Genomic DNA, 15,961 nt, shown 5'->3' with positions numbered 1-15,961 from the left:
AACTTCCGCACGAAATATTTCTGGTGAGCGCGTCGGGGTTCGAACCCGAGACCTACTGATTAAAAGTCAGTTGCTCTACCGGCTGAGCTACGCGCTCCCGCGGGCTCTAAAGGCCGCCCTCGAAATTGCGCGGAACATAGGGAGAGTGCCGCGACCGGTCAACCGGAAAAAGATGGCCCTTCGACCGGGGTTTCAGCCATCGCCAGACGCGCCGCAAATTGCGTCGTCACCAGCCCGGTGAGCCGCTCCCGCAACGTGGTCGCCGCTTCGATCTGTTGGCGCGCGAGACGCGCCTTTTCTCACGCGCCGAGTTCGAGAAACATTACAAATCAGCAACTTACTGTTTTGGTGGGAACCATCGCACGAGCGGGCCGTTTTCGTCTCACAAGGGACGTCAACCACCCTTCAAGGAGAAGATCATGAACAAGATCGCAACGGGTCTACTGGCGACCACCCTGTCAATTTCGTTTGCCGCGGCCGCCGCTATGCCGGCCAATGCCGCCCAGATGTTCGTGCCCCAGTCATCAGCAACTTCGTCCGACATCGTGAATGTGGGCGATTCTCGTCATGACAACTGGCGGTGGATGCGCCACGGCAACCGCAATTCCGGCAATCGCGATTTCCGCGTAGGCCGCCAGTTCTCGCGCAACAATGATAGCGGCAGCTATTGGAATGGCCATCGCGGCTATCGCGAATATCACCGCGGCTATCGCCGTCACGGCGACTACTGGTTCCCGCTGGCTGCCTTCGCCACCGGCGCCTTGATCACCGGTGCGATCGTCAACAGCGAGAACAACCGCGTCTACGGCGGCGATGCGCATGTGCAGTGGTGCTACGACCGCTATCGCTCCTACCGCGCCTCGGACAACACATTCCAGCCCAACTACGGCCCTCGGCGGCAGTGTAATTCGCCCTATTGATGTGTTTAGGGCGAAGTTAGGGTAGGACGGAGCCTGCGCCGGCAATGGGCGCGGGCTTCGTCTTTTCGCGGACTTGGTCTTAAGTGCGAAATCAGGACGCGCTCAATGTCCGGCGCACCGCGTCGCGCCAACCCGCCAGTTTTGCCGAGCGGGTGTCGGCATCCATGTCCGGCTTGAAGCGGCGCTCGAGCGCCCAGCTCTTGGCAAAATCCTTCGCCTTCGGCCACACGCCTGCTTTCGAGCCGGCAAGCCACGCCGCACCCAGCGCCGTCGTCTCCAGAATGGTCGGGCGATCGACCGGCGCATCGAGGATATCGGCCAGCCGCTGCATGGTCCAGTCGGAGGCCACCATGCCGCCGTCGACGCGAAGCACGGTTTTGGCCGACGCCCCCTTCCAGTCCTTGCGCATTGCGTCGAGGAGATCGCGCGTCTGGTAGGCGACGGATTCCAGCGCCGCGCGGGCGAACTCCGCCGGGCCAGAGTTGCGGGTCAGCCCGAAGATCGCGCCACGCGCCTCGGCGTCCCAATGCGGCGCGCCGAGACCGACGAAAGCCGGCACCAGATAGACGTTCTGCTTTGGGTCGGCGGTTGCAGCCAAAACGCCGCTATGCTCGGCCTTGCCGATCACCTTGATGCCGTCGCGCAGCCATTGCACGGCGGCACCGGCGATGAAGATCGAGCCTTCCAAGGCATAGGTGGTCTTGCCGTTCAGCCGATAGGCGATGGTGGTCAACAGCCGGTTCTTCGAGCGCACCAGATCGGCGCCGGTGTTGAGCAGCGCAAAGCAGCCGGTGCCATAGGTCGATTTCATCATGCCTGGCTCGAAACAGGCCTGGCCGATGGTCGCTGCGTGCTGATCGCCGGCCACGCCAAGGATTTTGATTTCGGCGCTAAACAGGCTTTTTTCCGTCACGCCGTAGTCGTCGGCGCAATCCTTGACCTCAGGCAGCATCGCCACCGGGACGCGCAGGATGGAGAGCAGCTCGTCGTCCCAGACATTTTTCTCGATGTTGTAGACCAGCGTGCGCGAGGCGTTGGTGGCATCCGTCGCATGCACCTTGCCGCCGGTCAGCCGCCAGATCAAAAAACTGTCGATGGTGCCGGCGAGCAGTTCGCCCTTTTCGGCGCGCTCTCTCGCACCGTTCACCTTGTCCAGCATCCAGGCGATCTTGGTGCCGGAGAAATAGGGATCGAGCAGCAGGCCGGTCTTTTTGGTGAACTTTTTCTCCACGCCGTGTTTCTTCAGCTTCTGGCACAGCGGCGCGGTGCGGCGGTCCTGCCAGACGATGGCATTGTGGATCGGCTTGCCGGTCGCCTTGTCCCAGATGACGACGGTTTCGCGCTGGTTGGTAATGCCGATCGCCGCCACGTCGGAGGCGTCGCAGCCGGCGGCCTTCAGCGCGCCTTTGACGGTGGCGACGACGCTTGCCCAGATCTCTTCCGGATCATGCTCGACCCAGCCGGAGGCAGGATAATGCTGCGTGAATTCCTGCTGCTTGCTGCCGGCGACCTTCATCGCGCTGTCGAACAGGATCGCCCTGGTCGATGTCGTACCCTGGTCGATTGCAAGGATGTATCCGGTCATTAGTCCTCCCGGTAGCTGCCTATACAAACAGGGGAGACGGCAAGATGCCGCCTCCCCGTTCACTATGATCCTGGCGGGTACGCCAAGATTACTTCTGCCAGCTCTTCACCAGTTCGTCGTAGTTGATGGTGATCGGCTTTTCCTTCTCGTTCTCGATCTTCAGCTGAGGAGCGAGATTGCCATTCTTGACCGCGTCGGCGTTCCAGTAGGCGAGGTCATGCTCTTCGGCCATCTTCGGGCCGATATCGCCCTGGACGCCCGACTTCTCGATGCGGGTCATGACTTTTTCCTGCTCGGCGCAGAGCGAGTCCATGGCTTCCTGCGCCGTCTTGGCGCCGGACGAGGCGTCGCCGATCGCCTGCCACCAGAGCTGTGCCAGCTTCGGATAATCGGGCACGTTGGTGCCGGTCGGCGACCACTGAACGCGGGCCGGCGAGCGGTAGAACTCGATCAGACCACCGAGCTTCGGCGCACGTTCGGTGAAGCTCTTGTCGTGGATCGTGCTTTCGCGGATGAAGGTCAAGCCGACATGGCTCTTCTTCACGTCGACCGTCTTCGAGGTCACGAACTGCGCGTAGAGCCAGGCGGCCTTGGCGCGGTCGGTCGGCGTCGACTTCATCAGCGTCCAGGAACCCACGTCCTGATAGCCGAGCTTCATGCCGTCCTTCCAGTAGACGCCATGCGGCGACGGGGCCATGCGCCACTTCGGCGTACCGTCGTCGTTCAGCACCGCCTTGGCGCCGGCGTCGACCATCGAAGCGGTGAAGGCGGTGTACCAGAATATCTGCTGCGCGACCGCACCCTGTGCCGGCACCGGGCCGGATTCGGAGAACGTCATGCCCTGGGCTTCGGCCGGAGCGTAGGCCTTCAGCCAGTCGAGGTATTTCTGGATCGAGTAGACGGCAGCCGGGCCGTTGGTGTCGCCGCCGCGCGCCGTGCAGGAGCCGACCGGCTGTGATTTCTCGTTGACCTTGATGCCCCATTCGTCGACCGGCAGGCCGTTCGGCAGGCCCTTGTCGCCGTTGCCGGCCATCGACAGCCAGGCGTCGGTGAAGCGCCAGCCGAGCGACGGGTCCTTCTTGCCATAGTCCATGTGGCCATAGACCTTCTTGCCATCGATCTCGCGGCCGGTGAAGAACTCGGCGATGTCCTCATAGGCCGACCAGTTCACGGGAACGCCGAGGTCGTAGCCGTATTTCGCCTTGAAGTCGGCCTTGTTCTTCTCGTCGTTGAACCAGTCGTAACGGAACCAGTAGAGGTTGGCGAACTGCTGGTCGGGCAGCTGATAGAGCTTCTTGTCCGGCGCGGTGGTGAAGGAGGTGCCGATAAAATCCTTCAGGTCGAGGTTCGGATTGGTAACGTCCTTGCCCTCGCCCGCCATCCAGTCGGTCAGGTTGCGGACCTGCTGGTAGCGCCAGTGGGTGCCGATCAGGTCGGAATCGTTGACCCAGCCGTCATAAAGGTTCTGGCCGGTCTGCATCTGGGTCTGGATCTTCTCGACGACGTCGCCTTCCTGGATGACGTCATGCGTGATCTTGATGCCAGTGATGGCGGTAAAGGCCGGCGCCAGCACCTGCGATTCATACTGGTGGGTGGCGATGGTTTCGGACACGACCTTGATGTCCATGCCGGCGAAAGGCTTCGCGGCATCGATGAACCACTGCATTTCTGCTTCCTGGCCGGCGCGGTCGAGCGTCGACAGCGGGCCGATTTCCTTGTCCAGAAACGCCTTGGCCTCATCCATTCCGGCGTAGGCGTTGCCTACCCCGAGCAACAGGACAAGGGCAGTTGTTGATGTTAAAAATTGCCGTCGCATAGGTTTCCTCCACATTTAGGTTTCAAGTGCGATCTGGAACGGCCGCCGGCACGCGGTCGATCCAACAGTTTCCCCCTCTATACGTAGCGGAACACGCCGACGGCGTAGACCACGGAGAGAGCGAGAGCCCACCACAGGTTGGATCCGACAAGACCCAGCCAAGCGAGATGGATAAAGGCGCTGCCAAGCAGCGACAGAAAAAGACGGTCGCCGCGCGTCGTCTCGAAGCGCAGGATGCCGACGCGCGGATTGCCGCCCGGCGAGGCAAATTCCCAAAACGCCATGCCGCACAGCAGCAGAAGAATGGTGCCGAAGAACGCCGCCGTCGGCCACGTCCACGCCATCCAGGTGAGGTCGAGATTCATGGTGACACCCTCCCCAGGGCAAAGCCCTTGGCGGTGGTGGTGAGGATGAACCCGTGCTTTTGTTTCATCACACCCTCCCCAGGGCGAAGCCCTTGGCGATGTAGTTGCGGACAAACCAGATGACGAGCGCGCCGGGGATCAGCGTCAGCACGCCGGCGGCGGCGAGCAGGCCCCAATCCATGCCGGCGGCCGAAACGGTGCGGGTCATGGTGGCGGCGATGGGCTTGGCGTCAGTGGTGGTCAGCGTGCGGGCGATCAAAAGTTCGACCCATGAGAACATGAAGCAGAAGAAGCAGGCGACACCGATGCCACTGGCGATCAGCGGCATGAATATCCTGACGAAGAAGCGCGGGAAGGAGTAGCCGTCGATATAGGCTGTTTCGTCGATCTCTTTGGGCACGCCCGACATGAAGCCTTCGAGGATCCACACCGCCAGCGGCACGTTGAACAGGCAGTGCGCCAGAGCCACCGCGATGTGGGTGTCGATCAGGCCGAAGGCCGAATAGAGCTGGAAGAACGGCAGCGCGAACACCGCCGGCGGCGCCATGCGGTTGGTCAGCAGCCAGAAGAACAGATGCTTGTCGCCGAGGAAGCGGTAGCGCGAAAAGGCGTAGGCCGCCGGCAGCGCTGCGGCCACCGAGATCACCATGTTCATCACCACATAGGTGATCGAATTGATGTAGCCCGAATACCAGGAGGCGTCGGTAAAGATGGTGACGTAGTTGGCGATCGTAGGCTGATGCGGATAGAGCGTCAGCGAGGAGACGATCTCGGCATTGGTCTTGAAGCTCATGTTGATGAGCCAGTAGATCGGCAGCAGAAGCACGATGATGTAGATCGTCGGCACGATCCACCACCAGCGCGATTCCTCGCCGCGCTTGCGCATCAGCCGGGCGACCTGATCCTGCGAAGGCGTGCTCGCCAATTTTCCCGAAGCGGTGGTTTCGCTCACTCTGTCGGCTCTTTCGTTGGCGCCGCTCATCTCAGCGCTCCGCGTCGTAGTTGGTCATCACGGTGTAGAACACCCACGACAACAACAGGATGATCAGGAAGTAGACCAGCGACATGGCGGCCGCCGGACCGAGGTCGAACTGGCCGAGCGCGGTCTTGACGAGGTCGATCGACAGGAAGGTGGTCGAGTTGCCGGGGCCGCCGCCGGTGACGACGAAGGGCTCGGTGTAGATCATGAAGCTATCCATGAAGCGCAACAGCACGGCGATCAAAAGCACACGCTGCATCTTCGGCAGCTGGATATAACGGAACACCGCCCAGCGCGAGGCGCTGTCGATCTTGGCCGCCTGGTAGAAGGCATCCGGGATCGAAACCAGGCCGGCATAGCAGAGCAGCACGACAAGGCTGGTCCAGTGCCAGACGTCCATGATGATGATGGTGACCCAGGCGTCGAACGGATCCTGCACGTAATTGTAGTCGATGCCGAGCGCGTTGACGTAGTAGCCGAGCAGGCCGATGTCGTTGCGGCCGAAGACCTGCCAGATGGTGCCGACGACGTTCCACGGAATGAGCAGCGGCAACGACATAAGCACCAGGCAGACCGGCACGCCCCAACCCTTCTTCGGCATGTTGAGCGCGATGAAGATGCCGAGCGGCACTTCGATGGCCAGGATGATGAAGGAGAAGATCAGGTTGCGCACCATGGCTTCCCAGAAGCGGCTGGACGACAGCAGTTCCTCGAACCACTGGGTGCCTGCCCAGAAGAAGACGTTGTTGCCGAAGGTGTCCTGCACCGAATAGTTGACGACCGTCATCAGCGGAATGACGGCCGAGAACGCCACCAGCACCAGCACCGGCAGCACCAGGAACCAGGCCTTGTTGTTCCAGGTCTTTTCCATCTATGCCCCCATCTCGACACGCCCCATCTCAACCAGCCAGGAATCGGCATAGATGTTGATGCCGGCCGGATCGAAGCGAACCTTTGGGTCGGCCGGCACGCTCTCGTCCTCGCCGATGACGGCAGCGATCTCGCGGCCTTCGAGGCTGGCGCGCACCACCTTGTGGCGGCCGAGATCCTCGACCTTGCTGATTTTAACCGCCATGCCGTCACGGCCGAGCCTGACATATTCGGGGCGGATGCCGAGTTCGATGGCGCCGGAGCTCCCAGCGGCGGTCTTTGGCGCGCCGGGCAGCTCGATGCGCTGGCTGCCGATCGTCGCGGTCTTGCCGTCGATCGCCACCGGCATGACGTTCATGCCGGGCGAGCCGATGAAGTAACCGACGAATGTGTGGCGCGGGCGCTCGAACAATTCGGCCGGCGTGCCGATCTGGACGATGCCGCCATCATACATGACGACGACCTGGTCGGCGAAGGTCAGCGCCTCGGTCTGGTCATGGGTGACATAGACCATGGTGTAGCCGAAGCGGCGGTGCAGTTGCTTCAACTGCGAGCGCAGCACCCACTTCATGTGCGGATCGATAACCGTCAGCGGTTCGTCGAACAGGATAGCATTGACATCCGAGCGCACCAGGCCGCGGCCGAGCGAGATCTTCTGCTTCTGGTCGGCGGTCAGGCCCCTCGCCTTCTTCTTCGCCCACGACGCCAGGTCGATCATCTCCAGCGTCTCGCGCACCTTGCGGTCGACATCGGCCTCCGGCACGCCGCGGTTGCGCAGCGGGAAGGCAAGATTGTCGTAAACGGTCATGGTGTCGTAGATGACCGGGAACTGGAACACCTGCGCGATGTTGCGCTCCTGCGTCGACAGATTGGTGACGTCCTTGCCGTTGAACAGCAACTCACCGTGCGAGGGGTGCAAAAGTCCCGAAATGATGTTGAGCAGCGTGGTCTTGCCGCAACCCGAAGGCCCAAGCAGCGCGTAGGCGCCGCCATCCTCGAATGTGTGGTGCACTTCCCGCAGCGCAAAATCGGCATCCTTCTGCGGATTGGGCAGGTAGGAGTGCCTGACATGGTTGACGTCGATGCGCGCCATCTCTCCCCCCTCAGGCCGCAAGCTTCGGCGCGGCGACGGCGCTGCCGTTGCTGTCGAAGACCATGATGTGACGCGGATCGATAAACACCTCGATCTCGGCGTCGGGCTCGAAATCGCGGATGCCGTGGGTCAGCATGACCCAGCGCGCATCGGCAAAATCGAGATGGATGAAGCTTTCCGAGCCGGTGATCTCGGTGATCGTCACCTTGGCGCGCACAGGCACCGCGGCAGCGTTGGGCCGCTCGAGCGACAGATGATGCGGCTGGAAGCCGATCGTGTAGTTGGCGTCGGAAATGCCGGCGAGTTCGGCCGGTACCGGCAGCTTGACGCCGCCCTCGAGAAGGAAATCGGGACCTTTCTTGGCCAGCACGATGGTGTTGAGCGGCGGATCGGCAAAGGTTTTCGCCGTCACCAGGTCGATCGGCTTGCGGAAGACGTCGATGGTCGGCCCGAATTGGGTGATCCGCCCCTCGGACAGCGTCGCCGTATTGCCGCCGAGCAGCAAGGCTTCATGCGGCTCGGTCGTGGCGTAGACGAAAATGGTGCCGGCGGCGGCAAATATCTTGGGCAGCTCGGCGCGCAACTCCTCGCGCAGCTTGTAATCCAGATTGGCGAGCGGCTCGTCGAGCAGCACCAGACTGGCATTCTTGACGATGGCGCGGGCCAGCGCCGTACGCTGCTGCTGGCCGCCGGACAGGCTGAGCGGCGTGCGGTCGAGATAGGGTGTGAGCTTCAAAAGCCCTGCCGCGTTGCGGACTTCTTTGTCGATCTTGGCCTGGTCGGTGCCGGCGACGCGCAACGGCGAGGCGATGTTCTCGTAGACGGTCATCGCGGGGTAGTTGATGAACTGCTGATAGACCATGGCGATCTTGCGCTGCTGCACCGGCATGCCGGTGACATTCTGGCCGTCGAACCAGACTGAACCGGTGGTCGGCACGTCGAGTCCGGCCATCAGCCGCATCAGACTGGTCTTGCCCGACAGTGTCGGCCCGAGCAAAACGTTGAGCGAGCCGTGCTGAAGCGTCAGCGACACGTCGCGGATATGCTCCACCGCGCCGACCATCTTCGTCACGTTTCTCAGTTCCAGCATGATGCCTCCTCCCAGGCTTTGTGCATCAATCGCCTTCCCTATTCCGCTGCCGCGACATGGCGCCGGCTGATGCCGCGCATGAATTCGTCAAGCGCCGAGGCCTGTTCGCGGCTGAGATGCAGACCCCGCTTGGTGCGACGCCACAATACATCTTCGGCGGTCAGCGCCCATTCATTTTCGCTGAGGTAGCGTACCTCGGCCTCATAGAGATCAGCGCCGAAATTGCGGCCGAGATCGGCGTTCGACTTGGCAAGGCCGAGCAGCACTTGCGCGCGCGTGCCGTAAAGCCTGGTCAACCGACGCGCCAGGAGCTGGTCGAGGAAAGGATAGGCGCTCTTCAGCTTCGCCACCTGGACGTCGAAACCGGTGGCCGGGAAATCGCCGCCCGGCAAGGGCGCGTTCGCCGTCCACGGCTTGCCGCGCTTGCCGAGAAAACCTTCGACCTTTTCCAGCATCGATTCCGACAACCGGCGGTAGGTGGTGATCTTGCCGCCGAAAGCGTTGACGATCGGCGCCTTGCCCCCGCCGCCATCGGCTTTCAGCACATAGTCGCGGGTCGCTTCCTGCGCCTTCGAAGCGCCGTCGTCATAGAGCGGGCGCACGGCCGAATAGGTCCAGACGATGTCGGGACGCGTCACGGCTTCAGCAAAATATTCGCTCGCCGCCGCGCAGAGATAGTCGATCTCGGTGTCGCTGATCTTCACGTCATGCGGATCGCCGGGATAGTCGCGATCGGTGGTGCCGATCAGCGTAAATTCTTCCTCGTAAGGGATGGCGAAAATGATGCGCCCGTCCTTGTTCTGGAAGAAGTAGGCGCGCGGATCATCGAACTTCTTTTTGATGACGATATGACTGCCCTGCACCAGGCGCACATTGTGCACGTCGTTCTGGCCCACGGTGGTCGACAGGACGTGGTCGACCCATGGACCGGCGGCATTGACCAGCAGCCGGGCCTTGACCTCCTCGGCCTCTCCCGTCTGCACGTCTTCCACGCGGATCGCCCACAGATCGCCTTCGCGCCGCGCCCCGACGACTTTCGTGCGGGTGCGGATGGTGGCGCCGCGGTCGGCGGCGTCACGCGCGTTCAACATCACCAGCCGGGCATCGTTGACCCAGCCGTCCGAGTACTCGAAGGCCTTGTGAAATAGCGGCTTCAGAGGCTTGCCGGCCGGATCCTTGGACATGTCCAGTGTCCGGGTAGCCGGCAGCAATTTGCGGCCACCAATATGATCGTAGAGGAACAGGCCGAGCCGGATCAGCCAGGCCGGGCGCAGGCCCTTGGCATAGGGCAGCACGAAGCGCATCGGCCAGATGATGTGCGGCGCGTTCTTCCACAGAACCTCGCGCTCCATCAGCGCCTCGCGCACAAGCCGGAACTCGTAGAATTCGAGGTAGCGCAGGCCACCATGGATCAGCTTGGTCGAACCGGAGGAGGTTCCGCTGGCGAGGTCGTTCATCTCGGCGAGAAATACCGAAAAGCCCCGCCCAACGGCGTCGCGGGCGATGCCGCAGCCATTGATGCCGCCACCGATGACGAAGATGTCACGGACTGCGTCCACAAATCCCTCCCGCGATTTCGCATTGCAGCATTTTTGAGTTGTTACGAAACCGTATCGGGATTATTTCGAAATAAGAACGAATGTCAAACGAAATGTAACGGGACCGTGATCGATAGCCTAGCCGAGCGAAGTTTCGATCAATTGAACCTCCGCTTCCTCGCAGATCTTACGCACCGACGGGATGTCGCAACGGTCGGTGATGAAGGTGTTTACCTGCGAGAGATGGCCGATGCGAACCGGCGCGGTTCGTTCGAACTTGGTCTGGTCGGAGACCAGGATGACATGCCTGGCATTGGCGATAATGGCTTGCGCGACTTTCACTTCGCGAAAGTCGAAATCGAGCAGCGCGCCGTCATGGTCGATGGCCGAGGCGCCGATCACCGCATAGTCGACCTTGAACTGCCTGATAAAATCGACCGCGGCCTCGCCGACAACGCCGCCGTCGGAGCCGCGCACGACGCCGCCGGCGATTACCACCTCGATCGAAGGATAGATGCGCATCCTGTTGGCAACATTGATATTATTGGTGATGACCATGAGCCCGGTATGGTCAAGCAGCGCCTTGCTGACCGACTCGGTCGTGGTGCCGATATTGATGAACAAAGATGCGTTGTCGGGTATCAGCCTGGCCGCCGCGCGGCCGATCGCCTCCTTCTCGTCGGCGGCAATCTTGCGGCGCGCCTCATACTCCATGTTCTCGATGCCGGACGGGAACAAGGCCCCGCCATGAATGCGCGTCAGCAGCCGCTGATCGCAGAGATCGTTGAGGTCCTTGCGGATGGTCTGCGGCGTCACGTTGAAGTGCGTGGCGAGGCCATCGACCAGCACACGGCCATGGTCCTTCGCCATCTGGATGATTTCGGCATGGCGCGGCGACAAATACACTGAGAACCTCCCGTTTTCGTTTTTCTTGTTTGTAGCTGAAAACGAAAGCAATGAAAAGGGAGACGCCGGCTAATGAAATATCGATGATTGCAAAGGCGAACCGGGCAGATACGGCTCAGACCCGCTCCGCCACCTTGCGGGTGACAGCCGCGACTTTACCTGGCGAGCGGATCATCAGGAAATTGCCGGACCAGTATCCCGGGATTCGCCAAGTGCCTTTGATCTCGGTTGCATCACCGTTGATGATGCCGCTGTAGTGAATCGGGTGCGCCTTCAATTGGGCCTTGTCGTATGTCTTGGTAAAGGAGACGGCGTTGCCCTCTCGCTGGCCCTGCAGGCTTGCGTATCTTGCCGTGCTGGTCGCCGCCGGTTCGTGGGTCATCCCCGTCAAGCTGGTTGCCGTCTCGATCAGCGTTGCAACGAAGGAAACCGGCGGCAGTTCGCGCGGATAGAAATAGCGCCCGCTCCAGACGCCCGTCAGATTCTGGCTAACCCCTTCAGCCCTTCCGGCCATATGCTTGCTCGCAAGTCCTTGCTGGCTTGCCCCGGCGGCGGCAACCACCCGGGCAATCCCTGTCAGTCCTTCGGGGATCTTGCACACTCGCAGATGACAGTGAAGGCGGTATCGACATCGGCCGCGGTTGTCTCGAACTGGCCTGCCTGGAAGCGGATGGCGACCCGCCCATCGACACGCGTCTGCGTCAGGTAGATACGGCCGTCATTGTTGATGGCGTCGACCAGACGCAGATTGTGCTCGTCGCAGTCAGCGCCGGATGCGGCGCGATGCCGGAACGAGAACAGCGACAGCATCGGCTGGCTGGCGAGCTCGAAATCCTCCTCCTCGGCCAGGCGCGCTGCTATGCCTTCGCTCCAGGCGACGTGATTGCGGATCATGGTGCGCAGCGCCTCGAGGCCATGGGCGCGCAGCAGGAACCACAGCTTCAGCGCCCGGAAGCGACGGCCGAGAGGCACCGACCATTCGGAGTAGTTGATGATGCCGTCATGACCGCGAGTTTTCAGATAGTCCGGCTTGATCGCCAGCGTGCGCACGAGATCCTCCGGCTGACGGACGAACTGGATCGAGCAGTCGAATTGCGCGCCCAGCCATTTGTGCGGGTTGAAGACGATCGAGTCCGCGCCCTCGACACCGGTCCAGAAATGCCGGTATTCCGGACAGATCATCGCCGATCCGGCCCAGGCGGCGTCGATATGCAGATAGAGCCCCTGGCGTTTGGCCACCGCGGCCACTTCAGCGATGTCGTCGGTGCCGCCGGTGCTGGTGCCGCCGACGCACGCGATGATGCCGGCCGGCAATAGGCCGGCCGCGCGGTCGGCAACAATCGCCGCTTCCAAAGCCGCGGTATCCATGGCGCGGTAGGTGCCGGCGACGGGAATGCGGACGAGGTTTTCCTCGCCAATGCCGGCGACCCAGATGGCGCGGTCGATCGAGGTGTGCACCTGGTCGGAGGAATAGACGCGCAGCCTGCCCTGCCCGGAAAGACCCTTCTTGTTGCCCTGCCAGTCGAGCGTGCGCTCGCGCATGGTCAACACGGCGGCCAGCGTCGCCGATGATGCGGAGTCCTGGATCACGCCGGAAAAGCCTTCGGGCAGGCCGAGCGCCTGGCGCATCCAGTCGACGATGCGCGTCTCAAGCTCTGTCGCCGCCGGCGAAGTCTGCCACAGCATGCACTGCGCGGCCATCGCAGAGACCAGATATTCGGCAACCACCGAGACGGGTGCTGCATTGGCCGGGAAATAAGCAAAGAAACGCGGATGCTGCCAATGCGTCATGCCGGGCACGATCTTGGCTTCGAAATCGGCGAAGATCGTCTCCATCGATTCAGCCGCCTCCGGCGGAGAAGCTTCGATGCTCCTGAAGATCTCGCCCGGCGCTATGGCAGGTCGCACGGGCCGATCGCGAAGGCCGGCGCGGTAATCAGCGCCCCAGTCGGCGGCGCGCCTCGACCAGTCGCGGAATTGCTCATTGTCCATCTATCCTCCCGACGTGCCGATCAGTCCCAGCCGTATGGGTTTTTGATTAACATGTTAAATAGAGTGAGGCAACCGCGACGAAGGTTCCCGCGCTACCCCGGAAAATCAGGCAGGCTGGCAAAGGCCGTCTTCAACGCGTTCGACCAGCCTTCGGAAATAGCACGATAATATCGATCGTCCTGGCCGATGCGCTTTTTCAAACCCACCGTGAACGTATCCTCCTCCAGGAACAGCAGGTCGAGAGGCAGGCCGACGGACAGGTTCGATTTCAGCGTCGAATCGAACGATACCAGCAAGAGCTTGACCGTTTCAGCCAGGCTCATCGTCCTTTCATAGGCACGGATGATGATCGGCTTGCCGTATTTGGTCTCGCCGATCTGGAAGAACGGCGTGTCGTCGGTGGATTCGATGAAATTGCCCTCGGGATAGATCATGAACAGCCGTGGCGGGCTGCCCTTGATCTGGCCGCCGAGGATGAAGGAGGCGTTGAAATAGGAATCCGCCTTTTCGCCGGCAGGCGACGAGCTGGCGATGACTTCCTTGACGGTGTCGCCGACCAGCCGCACCGTCTGGTACATGGATGGGGTCTCGAGCAGCGTCGCGTGGCGTTCCGCCACCGCTTTGGTGCGCTCGTCGAGCAGGCTGACCACGGCCTGCGTCGTAGCCAGATTGCCGGCCGACATCAGCACGATGACGCGCTCGCCTGGCTCTTCCCAGACATGCATCTTCTTGAAAGTGGAGATCGAATCCATCCCTGCATTGGTGCGCGTGTCCGACATGAACACGAGCCCACGATCGATCTTGAGGCCGACGCAATAAGTCATGGAATCTCTTCAGGCAGCAATCTTGCCGGAGACTACTGCTCTACCGTGACGGTGACTGCAAGCTGTTCCTCCGCCTGTCCCAGTCGAATTCCCGACACCGGCGAGGCGTCGCGATAATCACGGCCGGTGGCTACCCTGACATAGCGTTCATCGGGGGAAATGCCGTTGGCGGCGTCGAAGGCGACCCAGCCGAGACCCTGAACATGGGCTTCGGCCCAGGCATGGCTTGCCGCCTGCTCGATGGCCGCATCCATCATCAGATAGCCACTGACATAGCGGGCCGGAAAACCCATGACGCGGGCTGCGGTGACAAAGATGTGGCTGTGATCCTGGCAAACGCCGGTCTTCAGCGCCAATGCCTCTTCCGCCGGGGTCGTCACGCTGGTGGTGCCCGGCGTGTAGGCGACGCGTTGGACGATCAGCCCCATCAGCCGATGCAGCCTTTCGATGTCGGTACCTTTGCCGACCGCCGCGGCAAGCTCGCTTATGCCCTCGCCGGGGATGGTCAAAGCTGTCTCCTGGCTGAACAGCCACAGTGGCGCAAAGCCGTGATGCGGACCCGAGACGCCTGCTGTGTCGCGCGTGACAACCTCGCCGGAGGCCTCGACGGTGATGAAGTCGCGCTCGCCCTCGACGCTCAACAGCCTGTTATCGTTGCCAAAATGGTCGTTAAAGCGGACTTCCTCGCGCGCGCCCTCGATCTTCAGCGCCCAGGACAAGACGGTCTGCGTCGGTCCGCTGACCGGTAACAGGCGTAGCCGCTGCAACAGATAGTGCACCGGCGCGTCGTAGCGGTATTCGGTACGGTGGGTGATCTTGAGCCGCATGCCTATTTTCCGTTTGTAAGCATGATCTTATCCGAAAACCGGGTCTCACTTGTCGCTAGCGCGGCCCTCCGGTTCGCGATCATGCTCAATTGAACCGGTAATCTTGTGCGATCTCTTCGCCAAGCTTGGTGTTGTCTTGAATGAACCTGGCCAGGAATTCGTGCAGGCCGGCGTCGAATATGTCCTTGATCGACCCTGCCTGCAGCATCGCCTGTGTCCTGTCGACGGTGGCGTGGCAGGCATGACGGTCGCCATAATCATCGCCGAGGAACTTCAGATGCTCGGCGAGAAAACGATAACAGAAGGTCAGCGAGCGCGGCATGCGCACATTGAGGATCAGATAGTCGGCAATGTTGGTCGGTTTGTAGTCGGCCTCATAGACCCAGCGATAGGAACGGTGCGCCGACACCGAGCGCAGGATCGATTCCCACTGGTAGTTGTCGAGGCTCGAGCCGACCCAGGAGATCGACGGCAGCAGCACGTAGTATTTCACGTCGAGGATGCGTGCCGTGTTGTCGGCCCGCTCGACATAGGTGCCGAGCTGCGAGAAGTCGAAGATCTCGTTGCGCAGCATGGTGCCGTAAAACGAGCCCCGGATCAGCGCCGTCTCGCGCTTGATGGCGTCGAGCACACTCGGCAGGTCGCGCTCGTCGATCGGCTTTGCCAGCATGCGCTTCAGCGCCATCCAGGCTTCGTTGATGCTCTCCCAGGTCTCGCGCGTCAGCGCGGTGCGCACCATGCGGGCATTGTTGCGAGCGGTCTCGATCGCCGACATCGTGCTCGACGGGTTCGAGGTGTCGCGCAGCAGGAAGTCGGCGACATTGGCGGCGGTATAGTCCTTGTATTTCTGCGTGAAGCTGACGTCGGAGCCGGCGCTGAGCAGCACCGAATTCCACTCTTCCGACGCGCTCTGGGTGCGGGTCAGCGCCATGCGAAGGCCGGCATCGACCAGACGCGCCATGTTTTCCGCCCGCTCGATATAGCGGTTCATCCAGTAGAGCCCGTTGGCGGTGCGGCCGAGAAGCATGTGAAGTGGCCCTTCGGGCTAGTGAGTAGGGAATAGTGAGTAGGGATTGGTAAGCATTTGAATCTCTGTGGAATATGGCATTTCTTGTCCCTCTACTGCCTACTGCCTACTGCCTACTGCCTACTGCCC

15 protein-coding genes and 1 tRNA gene are annotated in these 15,961 nt (G+C 61.6%); 1 reads left to right on the top strand and 15 read right to left on the bottom strand.

What is annotated here, in order from left to right:
• Positions 1-21 precede the first annotated feature (21 nt).
• Positions 22-97, bottom strand: a tRNA-Lys gene (locus tag NKH35_RS13470).
• A gap of 322 nt (positions 98-419) precedes the next feature.
• Here NKH35_RS13470 and NKH35_RS13465 point away from each other — a divergent pair.
• Positions 420-920, top strand: coding sequence for a BA14K family protein (locus NKH35_RS13465; RefSeq protein ID WP_352758293.1), 501 nt, complete (start codon positions 420-422; stop codon positions 918-920).
• Between the two features lie 91 nt (positions 921-1,011).
• Here NKH35_RS13465 and glpK read toward each other — a convergent pair whose 3' ends face one another.
• From glpK to NKH35_RS13395, 14 genes are all read right to left on the bottom strand, one after another.
• Positions 1,012-2,505, bottom strand: a complete 1,494-nt coding sequence (gene glpK / locus NKH35_RS13460) for a glycerol kinase GlpK (RefSeq protein ID WP_352914888.1) — start codon at positions 2,503-2,505, stop codon at positions 1,012-1,014.
• Positions 2,506-2,593: 88 nt separating this feature from the next.
• Positions 2,594-4,321, bottom strand: a complete 1,728-nt coding sequence (locus tag NKH35_RS13455; RefSeq protein WP_023670978.1) for an ABC transporter substrate-binding protein — start codon at positions 4,319-4,321, stop codon at positions 2,594-2,596.
• 77 nt (positions 4,322-4,398) lie between these two features.
• Complete coding sequence (locus NKH35_RS13450; protein WP_023670977.1) at positions 4,399-4,686, bottom strand: DUF2160 domain-containing protein; 288 nt, start codon at positions 4,684-4,686, stop codon at positions 4,399-4,401.
• Between the two features lie 67 nt (positions 4,687-4,753).
• Positions 4,754-5,668: a carbohydrate ABC transporter permease gene (locus NKH35_RS13445; RefSeq protein ID WP_023730146.1), complete on the bottom strand. Its 915-nt coding sequence runs from the start codon at positions 5,666-5,668 to the stop codon at positions 4,754-4,756.
• Position 5,669: 1 nt separating this feature from the next.
• Positions 5,670-6,536 carry a carbohydrate ABC transporter permease gene (locus NKH35_RS13440; protein WP_352914885.1) on the bottom strand — a complete coding sequence of 289 codons (867 nt, stop codon included), beginning with the start codon at positions 6,534-6,536 and terminating at the stop codon, positions 5,670-5,672.
• Positions 6,537-7,628, bottom strand: a complete 1,092-nt coding sequence (locus tag NKH35_RS13435; RefSeq protein ID WP_023730147.1) for an ABC transporter ATP-binding protein — start codon at positions 7,626-7,628, stop codon at positions 6,537-6,539.
• Between the two features lie 10 nt (positions 7,629-7,638).
• A complete protein-coding gene (locus tag NKH35_RS13430) occupies positions 7,639-8,718 on the bottom strand; it encodes an ABC transporter ATP-binding protein (RefSeq protein ID WP_023696518.1) in 1,080 nt (359 codons plus the stop codon).
• Between the two features lie 38 nt (positions 8,719-8,756).
• Positions 8,757-10,277, bottom strand: a complete 1,521-nt coding sequence (glpD, locus tag NKH35_RS13425) for a glycerol-3-phosphate dehydrogenase (protein WP_352543561.1) — start codon at positions 10,275-10,277, stop codon at positions 8,757-8,759.
• A 117-nt stretch (positions 10,278-10,394) separates the two neighbouring features.
• A complete protein-coding gene (locus tag NKH35_RS13420) occupies positions 10,395-11,162 on the bottom strand; it encodes a DeoR/GlpR family DNA-binding transcription regulator (RefSeq protein ID WP_023734329.1) in 768 nt (255 codons plus the stop codon).
• 115 nt (positions 11,163-11,277) lie between these two features.
• A complete protein-coding gene (locus tag NKH35_RS13415; RefSeq protein ID WP_023754895.1) occupies positions 11,278-11,724 on the bottom strand; it encodes a hypothetical protein in 447 nt (148 codons plus the stop codon).
• 14 nt (positions 11,725-11,738) lie between these two features.
• Positions 11,739-13,154 (bottom strand): pyridoxal phosphate-dependent decarboxylase family protein, encoded by a 1,416-nt coding sequence (locus NKH35_RS13410; protein ID WP_023688617.1) that lies wholly within the window; start codon positions 13,152-13,154, stop codon positions 11,739-11,741.
• A 92-nt stretch (positions 13,155-13,246) separates the two neighbouring features.
• A complete protein-coding gene (locus NKH35_RS13405; protein ID WP_023684646.1) occupies positions 13,247-13,978 on the bottom strand; it encodes a proteasome-type protease in 732 nt (243 codons plus the stop codon).
• A gap of 32 nt (positions 13,979-14,010) precedes the next feature.
• Entirely contained in the window at positions 14,011-14,805 is a 795-nt protein-coding gene (locus NKH35_RS13400; RefSeq protein ID WP_023734327.1) for a transglutaminase family protein, read from the bottom strand.
• Between the two features lie 85 nt (positions 14,806-14,890).
• The gene (locus tag NKH35_RS13395; RefSeq protein ID WP_023734326.1) at positions 14,891-15,832 is read right to left on the bottom strand and encodes an alpha-E domain-containing protein; all 942 of its coding nucleotides are present in this window, start codon (positions 15,830-15,832) and stop codon (positions 14,891-14,893) included.
• Positions 15,833-15,961 lie beyond the last annotated feature (129 nt).

It is taken from the genome of Mesorhizobium sp. M1143 (genome assembly GCF_040318435.1).
Lineage (GTDB): Bacteria > Pseudomonadota > Alphaproteobacteria > Rhizobiales > Rhizobiaceae > Mesorhizobium.
This window is presented reverse-complemented; position numbering and strand designations above follow the sequence as displayed.

Coding starts and splice junctions, on each gene's coding strand:
- NKH35_RS13465 (WP_352758293.1), top strand. CDS start 420: ATGAACAAGATCGCAACGGGTCTACTGGCGACCACCCTGTCAATTTCG.
- glpK (WP_352914888.1), bottom strand. CDS start 2,505: ATGACCGGATACATCCTTGCAATCGACCAGGGTACGACATCGACCAGG.
- NKH35_RS13455 (WP_023670978.1), bottom strand. CDS start 4,321: ATGCGACGGCAATTTTTAACATCAACAACTGCCCTTGTCCTGTTGCTC.
- NKH35_RS13450 (WP_023670977.1), bottom strand. CDS start 4,686: ATGAATCTCGACCTCACCTGGATGGCGTGGACGTGGCCGACGGCGGCG.
- NKH35_RS13445 (WP_023730146.1), bottom strand. CDS start 5,668: ATGAGCGGCGCCAACGAAAGAGCCGACAGAGTGAGCGAAACCACCGCT.
- NKH35_RS13440 (WP_352914885.1), bottom strand. CDS start 6,536: ATGGAAAAGACCTGGAACAACAAGGCCTGGTTCCTGGTGCTGCCGGTG.
- NKH35_RS13435 (WP_023730147.1), bottom strand. CDS start 7,628: ATGGCGCGCATCGACGTCAACCATGTCAGGCACTCCTACCTGCCCAAT.
- NKH35_RS13430 (WP_023696518.1), bottom strand. CDS start 8,718: ATGCTGGAACTGAGAAACGTGACGAAGATGGTCGGCGCGGTGGAGCAT.
- NKH35_RS13410 (WP_023688617.1), bottom strand. CDS start 13,154: ATGGACAATGAGCAATTCCGCGACTGGTCGAGGCGCGCCGCCGACTGG.
- NKH35_RS13405 (WP_023684646.1), bottom strand. CDS start 13,978: ATGACTTATTGCGTCGGCCTCAAGATCGATCGTGGGCTCGTGTTCATG.
- NKH35_RS13400 (WP_023734327.1), bottom strand. CDS start 14,805: ATGCGGCTCAAGATCACCCACCGTACCGAATACCGCTACGACGCGCCG.
- NKH35_RS13395 (WP_023734326.1), bottom strand. CDS start 15,832: ATGCTTCTCGGCCGCACCGCCAACGGGCTCTACTGGATGAACCGCTAT.